This is a genomic window from Asanoa sp. NPDC049573 (genome assembly GCF_040676615.1).
Classification (GTDB): domain Bacteria; phylum Actinomycetota; class Actinomycetes; order Mycobacteriales; family Micromonosporaceae; genus Asanoa.
The window spans coordinates 37,918-57,460 of sequence record NZ_JBFAPI010000029.1 but is presented as its reverse complement, the minus strand read 5'-3'; the positions used below and the strand labels follow the sequence as shown (position 1 = coordinate 57,460).

Genomic DNA, 19,543 nt, shown 5'->3' with positions numbered 1-19,543 from the left:
CGCGACCACGTCGCCGACCGGGCCGGGAAAGATCCGGAGCCCGTCGGCGCGCTCCGGGCCGCAGACGTAGCAGGTCGGGAACGGGTGGTCGGTGAAACCGGCGTAGCCCTGTGCGGCCTCGACGGCCGACGTGAACGCGACCGGCGGTGCGCCGACCTCGAACGGGTCGACCGGGCGGACCGTCGCGACGACGGCGCCGGCCGGGTCGAGCACCCGGTCGCCGTCGGCGGCCAGCGGCACGTCGAGCGGCGGCGGCTTGACCAGCGTGACCTCCGGGACGCCGCGGTCGACCAGTGACGCGAAGGTGCCGGCCGAATACCCGCCGTTGCCCGTGCCGGGCGGGCCGTTGAAGCGACCCGCGATCATCATCGAAAGCCCGTCCACGCTGCACACCCTTCCACATGGGGGCCCCGCGTCCGGCGTTCACGCAATCGACATCCCTGCACCTGTTGTGCGACACGCGTGTGGTAGCCGGCACACTTACACAGAACGCATGGACCTCCTGACCAGGACCGGCGGCTACACCCTGCTGATCGCAGACGACGCGCAGCAGGTCGCCGCCGCACAACGGCTGCGCTACCAGGTGTTCGCCGGGGAGCTGGGTGCGACCCTGCACACGACCGTGCCGGGCCACGACGTCGACGAGTTCGACGAGTTCTGTGACCACCTGATCGTCCGCGACGACAAGTCCGGCGAGATCGTCGGCACCTACCGGATGCTGCTGCCCGGGCGCGCACCACGTCGCTACGCCGAGACCGAGTTCGACCTCACCGCGCTGGACCCGCTGCGGGACCTGCTGGTGGAGACCGGCCGCTCGTGCGTCGCGCCCGAGCACCGCTCCGGCGCCGTGATCAACCTGATGTGGGCCGGCATCGCCCGCTACCTGCATCTGCACAACAAGCGCTGGCTCGGCGGCTGCGCCTCGATCGAGCTGGAAGACGGCGGCAAGACCGCCGCCGCGGTCTGGGAACGGGCCCGGGAGAAGCATCTCTCGCCGCCCCGGATGCGGGTCCGTCCGCTGCACCCGTGGCAGCTCCAGCCGGCTGAGCCGTCGACCACGTCGGCCCTGCCTCCGCTGCTCCGCGGCTACCTGCGGCTCGGCGCCTGGGTCTGCGGCCCGCCGGCCTACGACCCGGACTTCGACGTCGCCGACCTCTACGTGCTGCTCTCGACGGACCGGATCGACCCGCGCTATCGCCGGCACTTCCTCGGCGAGGACCAGTGAGCCTGTGGCGGCCGCAGAACGACTGCGGCACCGACTGCCTGCTCACCGGTGCCGAGCCCACCGAGGCGCCGAAGGCGGTGCAGGTCCTCCGGTTCGTGCGGCTGATGGGCGCGCTGCTCGTCGGCGGGCTGCTCGTGCCGGTCCTGCCGCTGCTGGGCGCCCGCGGCCGGGACCGGGCCGGGCGGGCCTGGGCCCGGCTGACCCTGGCCGCGCTCGGCGTGCGGGTGCGGCTGCGCGGCCGGCCCCCGAAGAGCCGCGCGCTGGTCGTGGCCAACCACGTCTCCTGGCTCGATATCGTCGCGCTGCAGGCGGTGGCGCCGGGCCCGATGCTGGCCAAGGTCGAGGTGCGCCGCTGGCCGCTGTTCGGCGCGCTGGCGGCGTCCGGTGGGACGATCTTCGTCGACCGGTCCCGCCCGAAGACGCTGCCCGGCACGGTGGCCGACGTGGCCGACGCGCTGCGTTCCGGCGCCGTGGTCACGGTCTTCCCCGAGGGCACGACCGGCTGCGGCTCGTCGGTCGGCACGTTCCGCCCGGCGATGTTCCAGTCGGCGATCGACGCGGGTGCCCGGGTCGTGCCGGTGGTGCTCAACTACGGCGGCCCGGCGGCCTCGTTCGTCGGCGACGAGACACTCTGGAACTCCGTACGCCGGGTGCTCGCCATGCCCCGCCTGGTCGCGTCGGTGACGGTCGCGCCGGCGCTGCACCCGGAGCCCGGAGCCTCCCGCCGGGCGCTGGCCCGGGTCGCGCAGGCCGCGGTCGGCATGCCCGTGTTGACGCCGGTGACGCCGCTCGCCCAGGCCGAGCCCCAGCCGGTGCCGCTGGCCCTCGCGGCCTAGCCACGATCCCGAGGGCGCTGGCATATCGCGATGTATCGCGTTATGCTCAAGCGGCTTCGGGAGGTGAGCCGTGTCCAATCGCTGGACTGTCGAGGAGCCGCGTCAGATCGTGCTCGACGCGCCCATCGATCGGGTCGACGTCAACCTCGTCTCCGGCCGGGTCAACCTGGTCGGCGGTGACGACGGTCCGGCCCGGGTCGACATCAACCGCGCCGGGCGCACCCCGGTGATCGTCGAGGTCGTCGACCGTACCCTCGTGATCCGGCACAACCGGCTACCCAGGTTCCCCGGCGTGCTCTGGTGGCTCGGTCAGCTCCGTCGCCGGTTCCGGGTCGACGTCTCGATCGGCGTGCCCCGCTCGACCGCCGCCTACCTGCGGCTGGTCGACGGCGCCGTGGTCGCCGCCGGCCTGCGCGCCGACACCGAGGTCGACCTGACCTCCGGCCGGATCACCCTGATGGGCCTCGGCGGGCGCACCCGCGCCAAGGTCGTCTCCGGGCCGGTCGAGGCGCTCGGCGTCGACGGTGACCTGAGCCTCAAGACCGTCTCCGGCGAGCTGGTCCTGGCCGACAGCGCCGCCGACCGGGTCGAGATGACCACCGTCTCCGGCTCGGTCACGTGTGATCTTGACAATGCCCATCACCGCGAGCTGCGGCTGCACACCACCTCCGGCAGCGTCACGGTGCGGGTCCGGCAGGACGCCGACCTGGCCGTCGACCTGCACACCCAGTCGGGGCAGATCACCACCGCCTTCCACGGGCTCGGCGCGGAGAAGCACGGCGCTTCGCAGCACCGGCGCGGGGTTCTCGGGCTGGGAACCGGCAAACTCTGGGCGACGACCGTTTCCGGCAGCATCGCCCTGCTGGCCCGGCCGGTCGACGACGACGAGGAGACGCCGGAATGACGGCCGTGTTCAGCCACGGGCGGTTGCGCCTTTACCTGCTCAAGCTGCTCGACGACGGGCCGAAACACGGCTACGAGCTGATCCGGCTGCTGGCCGACCGGTTCCACGGCACCTACTCGCCGAGCGCCGGCACGATCTATCCGCGGCTGGCCCGGATGGAGACCGAGGGCCTGGTCACGCACACCGCGGCGGGTGGCCGGAAGACCTACTCGATCACCGACGACGGGCGGGCCGAGCTGCGGCAGCGGGCCGGCGAGCTGGCCGAGCTCGAACACGACATCAACGCCTCGGTCGCCGACCTCGCCGACGAGATCCAGGCGGAGGTACGCGGTGCCACCCGCGACCTCAAGCGCGAGCTGCGCGAGGCCGCCCGGCAGACCCGGCGGGGAAGCTGGCTGGTCGACGTCCAGCTCGGTCGGCCGGCCGCCGCCGACCCGGCCGACGACTTCGACCGGCGGCTGGTGGCGTTCGCCGACGAGGTGCGTGCGATCGTCCGCCGTGGGCGGTTCAGCGACGACCAGCTGCGCACCGCGTCGCGCCTGCTCGACGGGGTGCTCGACGGGCTGCGCCGGATGCAGCGCTGACTTCGCACATCGCGCACAGCCGACTTTCAGCTTCAGTCCAGCGGCGACACAGCGTACGGGTAAATGATGGGTGTCATGGCCGCTCCACAGACCGAAGCGAGACTGCTCGTCGTCGAAGACGACCCCAACATCCTCGAGCTGCTCTCCGCCAGCTTGAAGTTCGCGGGCTTCGACGTGAGCACTGCGACCAGTGGCAGCTCCGCGGTCAGCGCGGCCAAGGACCGCCGGCCCGATCTGGTCGTGCTCGACGTGATGCTGCCCGACCTCGACGGCTTCGAGGTGATAAGGCTGATGCGCGAGGGCGGCACCCGCACGCCCGTGGTGTTCCTGACCGCCCGCGACGCCACCGACGACAAGATCCGGGGTCTGACCCTCGGCGGCGACGACTACGTCACCAAGCCGTTCAGCCTCGAAGAGCTGACCGCCCGCATCCGGGCCGTGCTGCGCCGCACCACGGCCGGCGACCAGAGCGCCTCCCGGCTCACCTTCGCCGACCTCGAGCTCGACGAGGAGACCCACGAGGTCTACCGCGCCGGCCAGCGGGTCCAGCTTTCCCCCACCGAGTTCAAGCTGCTGCGCTACCTGATGCTCAACGCCAATCGGGTGCTGTCCAAGGCGCAGATCCTCGACCACGTGTGGAACTACGACTTCCGCGGCGACGACAACATCGTGGAGAGCTACATCTCCTACCTGCGTCGCAAGATCGATAACGGACAGCCGCGGCTGATCCACACCCTGCGTGGCGTCGGATACGTGCTCCGCAAGCCAACGGGTTCCTAGGAGCGCAGCCGTTCATGCTGGCTCCCCTGCGCGGCACTCCGCTGCGCGTCAAGCTCGTCGCCGCCGTGCTGGCGCTGGTGACGGCCGCCCTGCTCGTCATCGGCGCGGCCAGCACCTTCTTCCTGCGCAACTATCTGCTCGACCAGGTCGACGGCAACCTGCGCAGCCTCAACAACAACGTGCAGGCGCTGCTGCGCGACAACATCCAGTTCGCCGTCGGCGACAACGCCTTCGCGGTCGCGTCGACCCCGGCCCAGCCCACCCTCAACGACCTGAGCAGCCGGCCGACCAGCCAGCTCTTCACGCCGGACGGGCCCGACCTGCCGCAGAACTACACGGGCCTGCAGCAGCAGTTGCAGAAGCACCACAACGACCCCTACACGATCAAGGCGATCGGCAGCCAGACCCGCTGGCGGGTGCTGATGGTGCAGCCGCAGGACAGCAACGCGATCGTCGCCGTCGGCTTCAACCTCTCCGACGTCGACCACACCGTCAAACAGCTGCTCTGGATCGACGGCCTGGCCGGCGGCACGGTGCTGATCGTGCTCGCGACGCTGGGCGCCGCGATAGTCCGCAGCAACCTGAAACCGCTGCGCCAGATCGAGCGCACCACGGTGGCGATCGCGGCGGGTGACCTGAGCCAGCGCGTGCCCGACCCGGAGCCGGGCGTCGACGAGCCGAAGACCGAACTCGGCCGCCTCTCCCGGGCGCTCAACGCGATGCTCACCCAGATCGAGACCGCCTTCGCCGCCCGGGCCGAGTCCGAGACGGCGGCCCGCGACGCGGCCTTCGCCGCACAGGCGTCGGAGGCCCGGGCCCTGCGGTCCGAGGAGCGGATGCGGCAGTTCGTCGCCGACGCCTCGCACGAGTTGCGTACGCCGTTGACCACCATCCGCGGCTTCGCCGAGCTCTACCGGCAGGGCGCCGCCGGCCCGCCGGAAGACACCGCACGCTTGGTCCGTCGGATCGAAGACGAGGCCGCCAGGATGGGCCTCCTGGTGGAGGACCTGTTGCTGCTCGCCCGCCTCGACCGGGAGCGACCACTGTCGCTGTCCCCGGTCGAGCTGCGGGTGCTGGCCAGCGAGGCGGTGCAGGCGGCCGGCGCGATGGCGCCGCAGCGGCAGATCGGGATCGACGTGGCACCCCGGGCCGGTGCGCTGGTGGTGCGGGGCGACGACGCCCGGCTCCGCCAGGTGCTCGGCAACCTGCTGACCAACGCGATCATCCATACGCCGCCCGACGCCGAGATCAGCGTCCGGCTCCGGTCCGACGGCAGCTACGCGATCGTCGAGGTGGTCGACACCGGCCAGGGCCTCTCGCCGGACCAGGCCGAACGCGTCTTCGAACGGTTCTACCGGGCCGACGCGGCGCGCCGCCGAGACCGGGAGGCCACCAGCACCGGGCTCGGGCTCGCGATCGTCGCGGCCCTGGTCCGCGCGCACGGCGGCAACGTCGAGGTCGACAGCGTGCCCGGGCAGGGCTCGACCTTCCGGGTACGGCTACCGCTGGCCACCGGCGACGACGACCACGACGAACACGGCGGTCCCGAGGACCAGGGTGGCCCCGACGGCGCCGATCACCACGGTGGTCCCGAGAGCCACAACGGCAACGGCGCGGATCCGGGCCGGCACTCTCAGACAACACTCAGCCCGGCCCCAGGCCCGTCGCAGAGCGGTGGGGAAAGGTAAATGTCATGACCGAGCACGAAAGCGACCCCCGGCGATCCGACCCCGAGTGGAGCGCCGAGCCGGCAGCCGAGTCCGACGCGACCGCGCCGGCGCGTCCGGAGGGCGCCGAGCAGCCGACCGCGTACCAGCCGGCGGCGGAGCGGCCACCGGCGTATCAGCCGGCGGCGGAGCGGCCACCGGCGTACCAGCCGGCCGGGGAGCCCACGGCGTATCAGCCGGCCGCCGAGCGGCCGACCGAGCAGCAGCCCACCGTCCCCCAGCCGGTCAGCGGCACGCCCGTCACCGGCCAGCCGCACAGCCCGTGGCAGCCGCCGGCGCCGCACTACCCGCAGCCTGGCCAGGGCTACCCGCAGGCGGGATACCCCAACTACAGCTACCCCGCGGGCCAGCAGCCGGGCTACGGCCAGGCCGGCTACCCGGCGGCGCACGGGTCCCAGCAGCCGCACGGCACACCGATCCCGTGGGTCGGCCCCGGCGGTCCCGCCGGCCCGGGCGGCCCGCCGCCCGGCCAGCCCTGGCAGCAGGCGCCCGGCCCGCACCGGCCCAACCGGGTCGGCCGCTGGATCGCGGCGGTCGCCGTGGCGCTCGTGCTGCTGCTCGGCGCCGGCCTGGTCGGCGGCGTCATCGGCGCCGCCATCAACGGCAACGACACCGACAACTCCGCGGCCCGCGCGGCGGCGGCTCCGGTGATCAACCGGTCGTCGCTCGCCGAGATCGCGCAGAAGGTCGAGCCGAGCGTCGTCTCCATCACCACCAGCAGCGGCGAGGGCTCCGGTGTAGTGCTCACCAGCGACGGCTACGTGCTGACCAACAACCACGTCGTGGCCAGCGCCACCGGCGACACCGTCACCGTCGTCTTCGACAACGGCAAGCGGACCACCGCCAACATCGTCGGCACCGACCCGAAGACCGACCTGGCCGTGGTCAAGGCCAGCGGCGTCTCCGGCCTGCCCACGGTCAAGTTCGGTGACAGCGCGGCGGTGCAGGTCGGCGACACCGTGCTCGCTCTGGGCAGCCCGCTGGGCCTGCAGGGCTCGGTGACCGCCGGCATCATCAGCGCGAAGGACCGCACGATCCGCACCCAGTCCGAAGACGAGCAGCAGAGCCCGTTCCCGAGCCAGCAGCAACAGCAGACGGTCAACTCGCTGTCCGGCCTGCTGCAGACCGACGCGCCGATCAACCCCGGCAACTCGGGCGGCGCGCTGGTCAACACCAACGGCGAGGTGATCGGCATCAACACCGCGATCGCCACCTCGGGCCAGGGCAACGGCAGCATCGGCGTCGGCTTCGCGATCCCGAGCGCCAAGGCCGAGCAGGTCTCCCAGGCGCTCCGCAACGGCGACAAGATCTCGCACCCGGCGCTCGGCGTCTCGGTGACCGAGAACGAGAACGGCGGCGGTGCCCTGGTCAGCGGCGTGACCGCCAACAGCCCGGCCGCCAAGGCGGGCCTACAGCAGGGCGACATCGTCACCAACTTCGGCGGCGAGGCGATCAACAGCTCCGACGATCTGGTGTCGGCCGTGCAGTCGCACAAGGTCGGTGACCAGGTGCAGTTGACCTACACCCGGAACGGCGCGGAAAAGACCGCAACCGTGACGCTCGCTGAAGCGTCTTAACTCCTAGATACGCGCACACCAAGGACTCGCGAGCCGCGTGACCCGCGGAGACGGTCCTCCTCCCAAATGGTGGCGGGTGGCACGGCCCTCGGGGGTTGGTCGTGCTGCCCGCCACCGCCCATGTCCGCCCTCGGTGACCGGCTGGTGACCGCGGGCGGACGTTCCCTGTGCGTCGCTGTCGGGTTACGGACGCGAGGTCGATTCCGATCTATGACCGGCCTACTGTGCTCCCTCGGTGGTTAAGGGGGAGGGTGGCGGGGTTGTGACGGTCGTCGAGACCCGGGTGAGTGTGTGGGAGGCGCTGGCCGGGCGGGCGCCCGGGCAGCCGGTCGGTCCCCACGACCCCGGCATGTGGGCGGCCGTCGTCGAGCGGCTCAACCCGGCGCGGGCCCGGCCCGTGCTGCGCGCCGGCATCGAGCAGGCCGAGTTGGTCTCGGTGCGCGGTGTGCCCTACGTGATGCTCCGCTCGCCCGACGACCGCGGCGCCGCCTGCTACCTGCGGCTCACGCCGGAAGAGTGGCAGCTCGCGACCCTGATGGACGGCACGCGCACGGTGGCCCGCCTGGTCGCCGAGTTCGCCCGCATCGGCGGCCGGCTGGCACCCGACCAGGTCACCCGGGTCGTCGCCGACCTGGCCGCCAACCGGATGCTCGCCGAGTTGCCGGTCGACGCGTTCCGCCCGCTGGCCAAGGTGCACCGCCGGCCGTGGCCGGTGCGGCTGGGCCGGTCGCTGCTGGCGTTCGCCCAGGGCCGGCGCACGGTGGTCGCCGACATCGACCCGCTGGTCGGCTTCCTCTACCGGGCCGGTGGCCGGTTGTTCTTCCACCCGGTGGCCGTGGCGCTGCTGGCCACCGTGGCGCTGGTCGGCCTGGGCGCCTTCGGCTGGACCTGGTGGCACGGCGAAGAGTCGATCTTCCTGACCGGCGGTTCCTACGCGACCGGCGCGGCTGTCCTGCTCGGGCTCAACGTGCTGGCGCTGGCCTGTCACGAGTTCGGCCACGCCCTGGCCACCAAGCACGCCGGCCGGCGGGTGCCGGCGGCCGGCTTCCTCGTCTACTTCGGCATCCCGTCGGTCTTCGTCGACACCACCGACGTCTGGATGGCCGGCCGCCGCGCGCGGATGACCACCACCGCCGCCGGCCCGGCCACCGGGCTCGTGCTGGCCGGCACCGCCTCGCTGGTCGGGCTGCTGGTGCCGGAGGCCGCGCCGTGGATGTTCAAGCTGGCCTTCGCCTGGTACCTGAACGCGCTGTTCAACCTCAACCCGTTCCTCGCGCTCGACGGCTACTACCTGCTGATGGACTGGCTGGAGATCCCCAACCTGCGCGCCCGGGGTCTCACGTTCGTGGTCAGCCGGTTGCGCCGCCGACCCCCGCGCTGGTCGGAACTCGACCGGGAGGGGCGCCTGGTCGCGCTCTACGGCACGGTCGCGGTGCTCTGGCTGGCGATCGCGGTCAACCTGGGCTGGCGGATCTGGACCGACCGGGTCGCCGGGCTGACGATCGGCCTGTGGCGGTCCGGCTGGCCCGCCCGGATCCTGCTGTTCGTGGTCGTCTGCGCGCTCGCCGCGCCGCTGGTCTACCTCGCGTTCGGCTTCGCCGCCGGCCGCATCCGGGCGCTGCAGCGCCGGATCGAGTCGCGCCGCCGCGACCTCGACGCACCGCGGCGGCTCGACGCACTGCGGTCCTCGGCGCTCGGCCGGCTGCCCGGTGCGGCGCTGGCCGACCTGGCCGCCGTCGCCACCTGGGTCCGGCCGCGCACCGGCCAGCAACTCGTCTTCGCCGGCGCCGCACAGCGCGCGGTCTACGTCGTGGTCGACGGTGCGGTCGAGGCCCGCCGCCCCGACGACCCGTCCGGCCTGGTCCGCCAGCGTCTCGGCGCCGGTGGCGTGGTCGGGCTGGCCAGCGCGCTGAGCGGGGCACCGGCCGCGCTGGGCTGGCACACCGCCGGCACCACGCTGCTGTCCATCCCGCCGTCGGCCGTCTCCCGGGCGATCGGCCCGATCCCCGGCCCGCCGCCGGGCGAGTGGGACGAGGCCGACCGGCTCTTCGGCGAGGCGCCCGCGCTGCAGGCCCTCAGCCCCGAAGACCGGATGGGCCTGGTCTCCGCCGCCCGCCCCGCCCTGCTCGCACCCGGCGACCCGGTCACCCTCAGCGGCCCCACCGACGCGGTCGTCATCGAGGCCGGCACCGTGACGTTGCCCGACGGCACGGAGTTGCGCCGCGGCACGCTGATCGGCCCGATCGGCGACGGGCCCGGCGGCACCGTGGCGGTCGCCCGCACACCCACCCGGCTCTGGTCGGTGCCGGCGTTGCCGGGCACGCCGCTGCTGCTCGGCGCCGATCCCGCCGCGCTGGCGCGGGCCTCCGCGGCCGGCGCCGGCCCGCGGATCGGCGTGCACCCGGTGACCGGCTATCCGCCGCTGGCCGCGCCGCCCGGGCCGCCGCCGGTGATCGACGAAAACGTCGACGGCCGGTTCGAGCGCCGGCTCTGGTGGCTGGTCTCGCTGCTCCTGCTGCTGGCGCTGCTGCTCACCGCCACCAACTTCATCCCCGGGCCGGCGTGGGCGGAGATGCCCGCCGACCGGGCGCTGCTCGCGACCACCCGCGGCACCGCCGACGTCGACGTCAACGGGCGACCGCTGAAGCTCACCTCGGGTGGCAAGGTCTACGTGACCGAGGGCGACCGGGTGCGGTTGCGCGACCGGTCGCGGGCGACGCTGACCTTCCGGGGCGGCGCGGTCACCGTGCTCTGCGCCGGCAGCGGGCTCGACGTCGGTCCGCTGTGGAGCGAGGGCGACCGGCGCACGGTGCCACACGGCGAGCTGCGGCTCTCCACCGGGCGCGTGCTGGTCGACACCGCGAGCACCCGGAGCACCTTCCGGCCGCTGGCCCTGCTGCTCGACGCGAGCGGCGCGAAGCTGACCAACGACGGCGCGGCCTGGTACCAGGCCAGCACCGGCGGCGGCAGCACCGTCTCCACCGGTCGGGTGCGGGTCGACGACCAGCTACAGCCGGCCACCGACGCGGCGCTCGACTGCGGCGACGGTCGCGAGGTGCCGCGCCCGGCCGGGCCGACCGAGGAGCCGACGCCGAGCGACGAGCCGACCCCGTCGGAACTGCCGTCACCGACCGCGACGCCGACGCCGAGCCCCACGCCGCCGGTCGACGACAACGGCGGTGACAACGGTGGCGGCAACGGCAACGGCGGCAACCCGCCGCCGGGTGGGAACCCGCCGGGCGGCAACCCGCCCCCGGCCACCCGGCCGCCGGTGACCCGGCCGCCGACGACGAGCCCGCCCACGTCACCGCCGCCCGACCCGAACGACCCGCCGGCGGTGACCGGACTGTCCGCGGACCCTGACTCGATCACCCGGCAGTGCCGGTCGAGCGGCAGCACCAACATCAGCTTCCAGGTCGTCGACGACGATCTGGCTTCGGTGAACGCCTCATGGAATATCCCGAAGCTCGGCGAGAGCGGCGGTGTTGACCTTGGCAACGAAGGGTCGTTCTACGGCGGCCAAGTGACCGTTCCCTACACCGGCGACAACGCGCAGGGTGGCGTCGAGGTCGTGATCACTGTGCAGGCTGTCGATGAGATCAAGCAGGCCACCACGCGATCGATCTCGGTTCCGCTCGAACCCTGCACGCAAATTATCGGCTAAGGAGATTTGGTGCTCTGCTGGTTTTGTCAGAAGTCGGCGCGGGGGTCGTGCCGGTTCTGTGGGCGCGGGGTGTGCGAAGACCACGCCCGGTTCGGCCCGTTCCTGCTGGAGGTGCACCGCTCGGAGACGCGCGGCCGTGCCGAGGGCCTGGTCGTGGAGGACGCGGTGCAATGTGGCACCTGCCGGCCACGCCCACAGCCGGTGCCGATGCCGGAGCTCGACTGACGGGGCTACGGTAGGAGCGCGTCGATGGGAGGCCGGGCGATGAGTGACTTCGACGAGGTGCTGGAACGACTGGTCGTCGACCCTGGGTTCGCCAGCGCCCTCGCGTCCGACCCGCGGCTCGCCCTGGCCAGCTATTCGTTGAGCGACGACGAGCTCTCCATCCTGCACACCCAGGTCGGCGGCGCCGGTTCGACCGAGCACGGCGTCGAGACGCGGGCCAACCAGTCGAGCACGTTCGGCCTGCTGGGCTCGTTCGGCGGGCTGCTCGCCGACGGCATCGGCGGCTCGTCGGGCATCGGGCACGCGGCGACCAGCGGGCTCGGCGCCGCCGGCCACGGCGGCCTCGGCTCGGCCGGGCACGACGCGGCCAGCTTCGGGCCCTACGCGCAGGCCGAGGGCACCCACGGCGGGATGGGCGGGCTGGCCGGCTTCGGCGACGAGATCGGGCAGGGGCTCTCCGACACGGCGCCGGCCGGCACCGCGGGCATGGGCCACGCGCCGATCGCGGTCGACGGCTTCGGCGCGGCGCCCGGTGGCCACGCGGGCCTCGGCGCGGCGCCAGCCGACCACACGGCGCTGGGCGGCCACGCGGGCCTCGGCGCAGCGCCTGCCGACCACACGGCGCTGGGCGGCCACGCGGGCCTCGGCGCGGCGCCCGGCGACCATGTTGGCCTCGGCGCGGCACCGCCCGAGGCGGTCAGCTCCGGGCCGCCGGAGGGCTATCACACCCGGGTCGACGTCGACGGCGACGGCGACTGGGACAAGCACGTGCTGCTCGGCCGCGACGACGGTGGCGTCGACATCCTGGTCGACAACAACCACGACGGCCGGATCGACTTCGTCGGCCACGACACCGACGCCGACGGCCTGGTCGACTCGGCCGACTACGACAAGAACAACGACGGCTTCTTCGAGAAGACGATGTATGACGACAACGGTGACGGCTGGATGGACCGCACCGTGCCGCATCACCCCTGAGCGGCCCCGCTGCGCAGGTAGGTGAGCACCGCGACGACCCGGCGGTTGCGGTCGTCGTCGGGCGGCAGGTGGAGCTTGGCCAGGATGTTGCCGACGTGCTTGCCGACCGCGGCCTCGGAGACCACCAGCAGGCGGGCGATGGCCGCGTTGGAGTGGCCCTCGGCGACCAGCTGCAACACCTCCCGCTCCCGGTTGGACAGCTGGGCCAGCGGGTCGCGCCGGCGGCGTACGAGTTGGGCGACGACCTGTGGGTCGACCACCGTGCCACCCGCGGCGACCTGGCGCAGCGCGGCCACGAAGTCTTCGATGTCGACCACCCGGTCCTTGAGCAGATAGCCGACGCCCCGGCCGGCACCCGAGTCGAGCAACTCGGCGGCATAGCTCTGCTGGACATACTGGCTGAGCGCCACCACGGCGAGCCCGGGATGGCGGCGCCGCAGCTCGACCGCCGCCCGCAGCCCCTCGTCGGTGAACCCGGGCGGCATCCGGATGTCGGTGACCACCAGGTCGGGCACGTCGGCGTCGACGGCGGCGACCAGCGCCGGCGCGTCGCCGACGGCGGCCGTCACGGTGAAGTCGAAGCGGTTGAGGATGCTGGTCAGGCCCTCGCGCAGCAGGGTGCCGTCTTCGGCCAGCACGACCCGGGTCACCGCCACGGCAACTCCGCCCGCAGCAGCGTCGGCCCGCCGGCCGGGCTGGACAGCCGGGTCGTGCCGCCGACCGCCGCGACCCGGTCGGCGAGGCCGGTCAACCCGCTGCCCCGAGCGGGGTCGGCGCCGCCCCGGCCGTTGTCGGCGACCTCGACGACCAGCGTGCGGCCGGCGCGCTCGGCGGACACCTGTACCGCGGTCGCGTCGCTGTGTTTGCCCACATTGCCCAGAGCCTCCGCGACGACGAAGTAGGCCGTCGACTCGACATGCTCCGGCGGCCGCTCCGGCAGATCGATCGCCACGGTCACCGGCACCGTCGACCGGTCGGCCAGTTCGCCCACCGCCGCGGCCAGTCCACTGTCGGTGAGCACCTGCGGATGGATGCCGCGGATCAGCTCGCGCAGTTCTCCCATGAGCTGCTTGGCCTGGTCGTGCGCGACCGCGACGTTCCGCGCGGCGGGGCTGTCGGCCGGCAGGTCGAGCTGGGCGACACCGAGCTGCAGGGTCAGGCTGACCAACCGCTGCTGCGCGCCGTCGTGCAGGTCGCGCTCGATCCGGCGGCGCTCGGCACTGAACCCGTCGACCAGCCGGGCCCGCGAGCTGACCACCTCGGCGAGCCGGCTGCGGGCCTGCTCGTCGGCGTCGCCGAGCAGCGCCCGGGCCAGCGCACCGTGCGCGCCGGCGACCGCGGCCAGCAGATAGGGCACGGCCGGGAGCAGGACCAGACCGAGCAGCGCGTACGGCAGTGCCTCGCTCGGCGTGTCGATCGGGGCCCGGCCCATCGTGATCGGGTCGCCGGCGCGCACCACGAACGGGCTGGAGACCAGCGCGACGATGATCAGCAGTGCGACGGCGGTGCCGAAGTAGACCAGCGGGACCAGCGAACTGAGGGCGAAACCGTAGACCACGGCACGCCAGGTGGCGGCGTCGGTGTAGCGGTCGACCAGCCAGCGCCACCACATTCCGGGCACGGGCGGCGGCAGCCCGGGCAGCGGCCGGTCGTCGACCAGGCGGAGCCGGAACCGTTCGACGGCGGCCAGGACGACGGCGCTGACCGGCGCCACCGTGGCCAGCAGGAAGGTGCCGGCGCAGACCAGCACCGCGAACTGCGCCCCGGACTGGTCGAAGCCATGCCGGACCAGCCGGTCCCCGGCGACCACCCAGGGCAGGGCGACGGTGCCGAAGACCATCGTCGCGACGAAACCGATCGGAGCGGTGGTCAGCAGGTAGCCCAGTGCTCTCCAGGGCCACGCCGTACGCAGGAAAGTGGGTCTGGCCAGGGCACGCAACGCGTTCATGGCGACGACGCTAGTGACCGGCGGGTGCCCGTCCCATACCGCTGCGGATAGTCCTTGGGTATTGCTGGGCATACCCGACCGACTTTGCTCTGGCGTCGATGGTCATCGACGTTCCACCATTGCGGGCAAGGGAGGTGTTCGCGGTGGTGGCCATCGCCACGGATTCGCTGACCAAGGTGTTCGACGACGGCACCGTGGCGGTCGACCAGGTCAGTTTGGCGGCCGGCGCGGGGGAGTTCCTCGTGCTGCTCGGGCCGACCGGCTGCGGCAAGTCGACGATCCTGCGGCTGGTCGCGGGCCTGGAGGCGCCGACGTCCGGGCACGTGCTGATCGACGGCCAGGTGGTCGACCACCTGCCCTCCCGCGAGCGGCGGCTGGCGATGGTCTTCCAGGACTACGCGCTCTATCCACACCTGACGGTCGCGCAGAACATCGGCTTCCCGCTGCGGGTGCGGCACGAGACGGCGACCGACGTGTCGGCCCGGGTCAACGAGGTCGCCGACCAGCTCGGCATCACCCCGCTGCTGCGCAAGCTGCCGGGCGCGCTGTCGGGCGGCGAGCGCCAACGGGTGGCGATGGCGCGGGCGATCGTACGCCAGCCGCTCGGGTTCCTCCTCGACGAGCCGCTGTCCAACCTGGACGCTGGTCTGCGCGCCGAGCTGCGCTCCGACGTCGCCGCGCTGGCCCGCCGGCTCGGGGTGACCACCCTCTACGTCACACACGACCAGTCCGAGGCGATGACCATGGCCGACCGGGTCGCCGTGCTCCGCCGCGGCGTGCTGCAGCAGGTCGGGCCGCCGGAGCAGGTCTACAACGACCCGGCCACGCTGTTCGTCGCCGCGTTCCTCGGCACGCCACGGACCAGCCTGCTGGAGGGCGCCGTCTACGCCGACGGCGACCGGGTGGTGATCGACCTCGGTTCGCAGGTGATCGAGCTGCCGGGCGACCATCCGGTGCGGGCCCGGCACACCGACCGGGTCAGCCTCGCGCTGCGCGCCGACGCGCTCACGCCGGCGCCGCCCGGGCACACCGGCCCGGCCCTGTCCGGCGTCGTGCGGCTGGTCGAGCACCTCGGGCACGAGGCGCTGGTGCACGTCGACACCGGTGCGCTGCCCACCTCGACCGAGCGGTCCCGCCTGGAGGTGCCCGACGCGCCGACGCTGGCGCGGATGCGGCCGGCCGCACGACCGCCGACGGCCCGCACCGAATACGGCTTCTATCCGGTGTACGACCCGGAGCTGCCCGGCGAGCCCCCGGCGGTGGGCGAGGTGGTGGTGCGGGTGCCGGCGGTCGGGCTGCCCGCGCGGGATTCGACGCTCACGCTGGCCGTCGACGTCGAGCGGCTGCTGCTCTTCGATCGCACGGGTGCGCGGATCCGGCTGTCAGCCGGGTAGGCCGGCCAGGGCCAGATCGAGGCGTTCGGCGTACGGGCGGCTGATCGCGCCCTCGCCCGCGCGCACGGCGACCTTCTCGCGCAGCATCGCGACCTGGTCTTCGCGGGCCTGGGTCCGGTGCAGCTCGCGGACCAGGTTGCGCAGGTCGACCGCGGTGTCGCGGCGGATGGCACCGGCCTGCTGGCCCTCGTCGATGACGCCTTCGAGGTGGCTCATCGCCTCGCCCAACGACCCGGCGGGGGTGGTCGGCTCTGCTCGTGGCTCTTGCTGCGGCGCGGTCGGCGCGGTCGGCGCGGTCGACGCGGTCGGCGCGGTCGGCCCGGTTGGCGCGGCGGTGGTCGGTGCGGGCTGGGCGGTGCTGCGCGGTTTGTCGTCGCGAAGCAGCGGGACCAGTGCCGCCGTGCCGAGAGTGAGCAACGCGGCGATCGCGGCGGCGATCAGGATCGCCTGCCGTCCGGCGCGGCGCCGCGCCGGCGACGGTTCGGCTGCCGCCGCATGTCCGGCTGCCGCCGCATGTCCGGCTGCCGCCGCATGTCCGGCTGCCGCCGCATGTCCGGCTGCCGCCGCATGTCCGGCTGCCGCCGTAGGCCCGGCTGCCGCCGTAGGCCCGGCCGCCGCCGCAGGCTCGGCTGGCGGCGCTGGCCCGGCTGACGGCGCTGGCTCGGCCTGGGGCCCGGGTTGGGCGAGCGGCCCCGATTGGACCCGGGGCGCGGGTTCGGCGGGCGGCGCGGGTTGGGCCGGTGGCGCAGGTTGGGTTGGGGGCGTGGGTTGGGCTGGGGGCGTGGGTTGGGCCGGTGGCGCAGGTTGGGTTGGGGGCGTGGGTTGGGCTGGGGGCGTGGGTTGAGCTGGTTGCGGGGGTGTCTCGGTCGCGGCGCGCAGGGTTGCCGCCGCGGCGTATGCGGTTGGTCGGGCGGCCGGGTCGCGGGCCAGGCAGCGCAGGCAGAGGTCGGCCACGGCGGGCGGCAGGCCCGGCACCTCGGGCGGCGCCGGCACGACGCCGGCCCGCAGCGCCCGGGTCAGGTCTTCCCAGGTGTCGGCGGGCACCGGGACGCGCCCGGTCAGCGTCTCGTGCAGCAGCACGCCGAGCGCGTAGCTGTCGGTCGCGGGCTGCGCGGGCGTGCCGTCGAGCCGCTCCGGCGCTACGTAGGCCGGCGTGCCGAACGTCTCCCCGTCGGCGTCTTCGTCGGGCGCGCCGATCCGGGTCGCGATGCCAAAGTCGAGCACCTTCGCGCCGGTCGCGGTCATCATGATGTTGGCCGGCGTCACGTCGCGGTGCACGATGCCGAGCCGGTGCGCGGCGGCCAGCGCCTCGGCGACCTGGGCACACACCTCGACGGCGGTGCGCCAGGGCAGCGGGCCCTCGGTCAGCCGGGCCTCCAGCTCCTCCCCGGTGAGCAGTTCCATCACCACGAACGCGGTGACCGTCCCGTCCGGCGCGACCGTCTCGGCGTAGTCGTGCACCGTCGCCACGTGGGGGTGGACCAGTTGCGCGGCCGCCCGGGCCTCGTCGCGGACCATGTCGCGGAACCGGGGGTCGGCGGCCAGCGAGGCGGCGAGCACCTTCACGGCGACGGTGCGGTCGAGCACCTCGTCGCGGGCCCGCCAGATGACCGACATGCCGCCGGCCCCGACCCGGTCGATCAGCCGGTAGCGGCGGGCGAGGAGGGCGCCCGGAGTGAGCGTGGACATGGGTGCACCTGCCGGCGGTGGGGGATCGATTCAATCTCGGCGATGCCTGTGAGCTTGTCAACCGGGAGCGCCACCGGTCGCCATGCCAGGATGGACCCCGTGGGTGGCGGTCGGGTGGCGTTCGTGCTGGGTGGCGGCGGTGTGCTGGGCGCCGTCGAGGTCGGCATGCTGCGCGCGCTGTTCCGCGCCGACATCAAGCCCGACCTCGTGATCGGCACCTCGATCGGCGCAGTCAACGGCGCGCTGGTCGCGGCCGACCCGACCGAGGCGGTGACCGACCGGCTGGTCCGGCTGTGGGCCAGCCCGGAGGCGAGCGAGGTCTACGGCGACTCGGTCGCCCGGCAGTTGCGGCGCTTCGCGGCCCGCACCCACCTGCACTCGCCCCGCCCGCTGCGCCGGCTGCTGGAGCGCGAACTGGGTGAGAACACCACGTTCGAGGAGCTGAAGATCCCGTTCCGGTGCTGTGCGGCGAGCATCGAGCGGGCCGCCGAGCACTGGTTCTCCACCGGGCCGGTGGTCGACGCCGTGCTGGCCAGCGCTAGCGTGCCGGGCCTGCTGCCGCCGGCGGAGATCGGCGAGGAGCACTACGTCGACGGCGGGATCGTGAACTCGATCCCGATCGGCGAGGCGGTCAGCAGTGGCGCACGGCACATCTTCGTGCTCCAGGTCGGCCGGATCGAGCGCCCGCTGACACCGCCGCGCCGGCCGTGGGAGGTCGCCCAGGTCGCATTCGAGATCGCCCGCCGGCACCGCTTCGCGCGCGAACTGGCGGCGCTGCCCGACGATGTAACCGTGCACGTGCTGCCCACCGGGGGCCTGGAGCCCCGCGACGACACACCCTGGGCCTACCGCGACATGGCCGCGGTCGGCCGCCGGATCAGCCGCGCCTACACGGCCTCGCGGCGCTATCTCGCTCAGCACCCCCGCGCCGGCCGGGACGGCGACTGATGGGCCCGCCGCCCCGCTGGCTCCGGCGGATCGTGCTGGCGCCCCTGGTCATCGCGTTGGCGCTGGTGCTGCTGACCACGCTGCCGGTCTGGCTGTTGCTCGCCGCCGCCGCGTCGCCGCTGGTCCCGGGCCGGTTGCGGCCGCTGCGGGTGATCTGGCTCGGCACCGTCTACGTGGTCTGGGACGCGGTCGCCCTGGTCACCATGTTCGCGCTGTGGGTCGCGTCCGGCTTCGGATGGAAGGTGCGGGCGCCGGCGTTCCAGCGGGCCCACTACGTGCTGACCGGCGCGTTCCTGCGATTCCTGTTCGCGCAGGCCCGGTGGACGTTGAAGCTGCGGCTCGACATCTCCGGCAGCGACCCCGACACCGCGCTGCCCGGCCGGCCCGAGTTGGTGGTCTGCCGGCACGCCGGGCCGGGTGACTCGTTCGTGCTCGTACACGCGCTGGTCAATTGGTTTGATCGGGAGCCGCGGATCGTCCTCAAAGACACGTTGCAGTGGGACCCGGCGGTCGACGTGATGCTCAACCGGCTGCCCAACCGGTTCATCGCACCGCAGCGCGACCCGGAGGGCCTGGAGAAACTGGTCGGCAACCTGGCGATCGGCCTCGACGAGAACGACGCGTTCGTGATCTTCCCGGAGGGCGGCAACTTCACGCCGCGCCGCCGGCTGCGGGCGATCGAGTTGCTCCGCGCCCGTGGCCTGCACCGGATGGCGGCCAAGGCGGAGAAGATGCGCAACGTGCTGGCGCCACGGCCCGGCGGGCTGCTGGCCGCGCTCGACGCCGCACCCGACGCCGGAGTGATCTTCGTGGCGCACACCGGGCTCGACCGCATGCTCACCGTGGGCGACGTCTGGCGCGAGTTGCCGATGGACAAGCGGATCACCATGCGGTTCTGGTCGGTGCCGCCGGAAGAGGTGCCGCTCGGGCGCGAGCAGCGGATCGAGTGGCTCTACGACTGGTGGGCCAGGATCGACGCGTGGATCGAGGAGAACCGGCCGCTGATCGTCGCGCCTGAACACCACCTGACCGCTTCCTGAGTACGCGGACTCTATCGCGCCCGC

At 73.4% G+C, this 19,543-nt stretch carries 16 protein-coding genes and 1 pseudogene; 13 read left to right on the top strand and 4 right to left on the bottom strand.

The window, feature by feature from the left end:
- Positions 1-384, bottom strand: a pseudogene (locus tag AB0J74_RS36235) (hypothetical protein); the annotation flags it as partial.
- 109 nt (positions 385-493) lie between these two features.
- On the opposite strand from AB0J74_RS36235, the gene AB0J74_RS36230 reads away from it, so the two are divergent.
- The 10 genes from AB0J74_RS36230 (at position 494) to AB0J74_RS36185 (ending at position 12,500) form a co-directional block, all read left to right on the top strand.
- Positions 494-1,225 (top strand): GNAT family N-acyltransferase, encoded by a 732-nt coding sequence (locus AB0J74_RS36230; protein ID WP_363456916.1) that lies wholly within the window; start codon positions 494-496, stop codon positions 1,223-1,225.
- Complete coding sequence (locus tag AB0J74_RS36225) at positions 1,222-2,061, top strand: lysophospholipid acyltransferase family protein (protein ID WP_363456913.1); 840 nt, start codon at positions 1,222-1,224, stop codon at positions 2,059-2,061. Before AB0J74_RS36230 ends, AB0J74_RS36225 begins: the two co-directional genes overlap by 4 nt.
- Positions 2,062-2,131: 70 nt before the next feature.
- Positions 2,132-2,965, top strand: a complete 834-nt coding sequence (locus tag AB0J74_RS36220) for a DUF4097 family beta strand repeat-containing protein (RefSeq protein WP_363456910.1) — start codon at positions 2,132-2,134, stop codon at positions 2,963-2,965.
- Positions 2,962-3,549, top strand: a complete 588-nt coding sequence (locus tag AB0J74_RS36215) for a PadR family transcriptional regulator (protein WP_363456907.1) — start codon at positions 2,962-2,964, stop codon at positions 3,547-3,549. Before AB0J74_RS36220 ends, AB0J74_RS36215 begins: the two co-directional genes overlap by 4 nt.
- Positions 3,550-3,624: 75 nt before the next feature.
- Positions 3,625-4,329 carry a response regulator transcription factor gene (locus AB0J74_RS36210; protein ID WP_363456904.1) on the top strand — a complete coding sequence of 235 codons (705 nt, stop codon included), beginning with the start codon at positions 3,625-3,627 and terminating at the stop codon, positions 4,327-4,329.
- Between the two features lie 14 nt (positions 4,330-4,343).
- Positions 4,344-6,017 carry a HAMP domain-containing sensor histidine kinase gene (locus AB0J74_RS36205; protein WP_363456901.1) on the top strand — a complete coding sequence of 558 codons (1,674 nt, stop codon included), beginning with the start codon at positions 4,344-4,346 and terminating at the stop codon, positions 6,015-6,017.
- Positions 6,018-6,022: 5 nt separating this feature from the next.
- Complete coding sequence (locus tag AB0J74_RS36200; RefSeq protein ID WP_363456898.1) at positions 6,023-7,633, top strand: trypsin-like peptidase domain-containing protein; 1,611 nt, start codon at positions 6,023-6,025, stop codon at positions 7,631-7,633.
- 262 nt (positions 7,634-7,895) lie between these two features.
- Complete coding sequence (locus AB0J74_RS36195) at positions 7,896-11,297, top strand: cyclic nucleotide-binding protein (RefSeq protein WP_363456895.1); 3,402 nt, start codon at positions 7,896-7,898, stop codon at positions 11,295-11,297.
- Between the two features lie 69 nt (positions 11,298-11,366).
- Entirely contained in the window at positions 11,367-11,522 is a 156-nt protein-coding gene (locus AB0J74_RS36190) for a hypothetical protein (RefSeq protein ID WP_239090744.1), read from the top strand.
- A 39-nt stretch (positions 11,523-11,561) separates the two neighbouring features.
- Positions 11,562-12,500, top strand: a complete 939-nt coding sequence (locus tag AB0J74_RS36185) for a hypothetical protein (RefSeq protein ID WP_363456891.1) — start codon at positions 11,562-11,564, stop codon at positions 12,498-12,500.
- Here the strand turns inward: AB0J74_RS36185 and AB0J74_RS36180 are convergent.
- Together AB0J74_RS36180 and AB0J74_RS36175 are read right to left on the bottom strand one after the other, a co-directional pair.
- Complete coding sequence (locus AB0J74_RS36180; RefSeq protein WP_363456925.1) at positions 12,491-13,150, bottom strand: response regulator transcription factor; 660 nt, start codon at positions 13,148-13,150, stop codon at positions 12,491-12,493. The two genes, AB0J74_RS36185 and AB0J74_RS36180, sit on opposite strands and share 10 nt — an antisense overlap.
- Positions 13,147-14,448, bottom strand: coding sequence for a sensor domain-containing protein (locus AB0J74_RS36175; protein ID WP_363456888.1), 1,302 nt, complete (start codon positions 14,446-14,448; stop codon positions 13,147-13,149). Before AB0J74_RS36175 ends, AB0J74_RS36180 begins: the two co-directional genes overlap by 4 nt.
- Positions 14,449-14,546: 98 nt before the next feature.
- Between AB0J74_RS36175 and AB0J74_RS36170 the strand changes: the two genes are divergently transcribed.
- Entirely contained in the window at positions 14,547-15,842 is a 1,296-nt protein-coding gene (locus AB0J74_RS36170; protein ID WP_363456885.1) for an ABC transporter ATP-binding protein, read from the top strand.
- Here AB0J74_RS36170 and AB0J74_RS36165 read toward each other — a convergent pair.
- Positions 15,831-17,531, bottom strand: coding sequence for a serine/threonine-protein kinase (locus AB0J74_RS36165; protein ID WP_363456882.1), 1,701 nt, complete (start codon positions 17,529-17,531; stop codon positions 15,831-15,833). The two genes, AB0J74_RS36170 and AB0J74_RS36165, sit on opposite strands and share 12 nt — an antisense overlap.
- 99 nt (positions 17,532-17,630) lie before the next feature.
- Here AB0J74_RS36165 and AB0J74_RS36160 point away from each other — a divergent pair, with 99 nt between their 5' ends.
- Together AB0J74_RS36160 and AB0J74_RS36155 are read left to right on the top strand one after the other, a co-directional pair.
- A complete protein-coding gene (locus AB0J74_RS36160) occupies positions 17,631-18,479 on the top strand; it encodes a patatin-like phospholipase family protein (RefSeq protein ID WP_363456879.1) in 849 nt (282 codons plus the stop codon).
- Positions 18,479-19,519 (top strand): 1-acyl-sn-glycerol-3-phosphate acyltransferase, encoded by a 1,041-nt coding sequence (locus AB0J74_RS36155; protein ID WP_363456876.1) that lies wholly within the window; start codon positions 18,479-18,481, stop codon positions 19,517-19,519. The genes AB0J74_RS36160 and AB0J74_RS36155 overlap by 1 nt, the downstream gene beginning before the upstream one ends.
- Positions 19,520-19,543: the final 24 nt, after the last annotated feature.

Coding starts and splice junctions, on each gene's coding strand:
- AB0J74_RS36185 (WP_363456891.1), top strand. CDS start 11,562: ATGAGTGACTTCGACGAGGTGCTGGAACGACTGGTCGTCGACCCTGGG.
- AB0J74_RS36200 (WP_363456898.1), top strand. CDS start 6,023: ATGACCGAGCACGAAAGCGACCCCCGGCGATCCGACCCCGAGTGGAGC.
- AB0J74_RS36205 (WP_363456901.1), top strand. CDS start 4,344: ATGCTGGCTCCCCTGCGCGGCACTCCGCTGCGCGTCAAGCTCGTCGCC.
- AB0J74_RS36155 (WP_363456876.1), top strand. CDS start 18,479: ATGGGCCCGCCGCCCCGCTGGCTCCGGCGGATCGTGCTGGCGCCCCTG.
- AB0J74_RS36165 (WP_363456882.1), bottom strand. CDS start 17,531: ATGTCCACGCTCACTCCGGGCGCCCTCCTCGCCCGCCGCTACCGGCTG.
- AB0J74_RS36170 (WP_363456885.1), top strand. CDS start 14,547: ATGGTCATCGACGTTCCACCATTGCGGGCAAGGGAGGTGTTCGCGGTG.
- AB0J74_RS36210 (WP_363456904.1), top strand. CDS start 3,625: ATGGCCGCTCCACAGACCGAAGCGAGACTGCTCGTCGTCGAAGACGAC.
- AB0J74_RS36215 (WP_363456907.1), top strand. CDS start 2,962: ATGACGGCCGTGTTCAGCCACGGGCGGTTGCGCCTTTACCTGCTCAAG.
- AB0J74_RS36175 (WP_363456888.1), bottom strand. CDS start 14,448: ATGAACGCGTTGCGTGCCCTGGCCAGACCCACTTTCCTGCGTACGGCG.
- AB0J74_RS36230 (WP_363456916.1), top strand. CDS start 494: ATGGACCTCCTGACCAGGACCGGCGGCTACACCCTGCTGATCGCAGAC.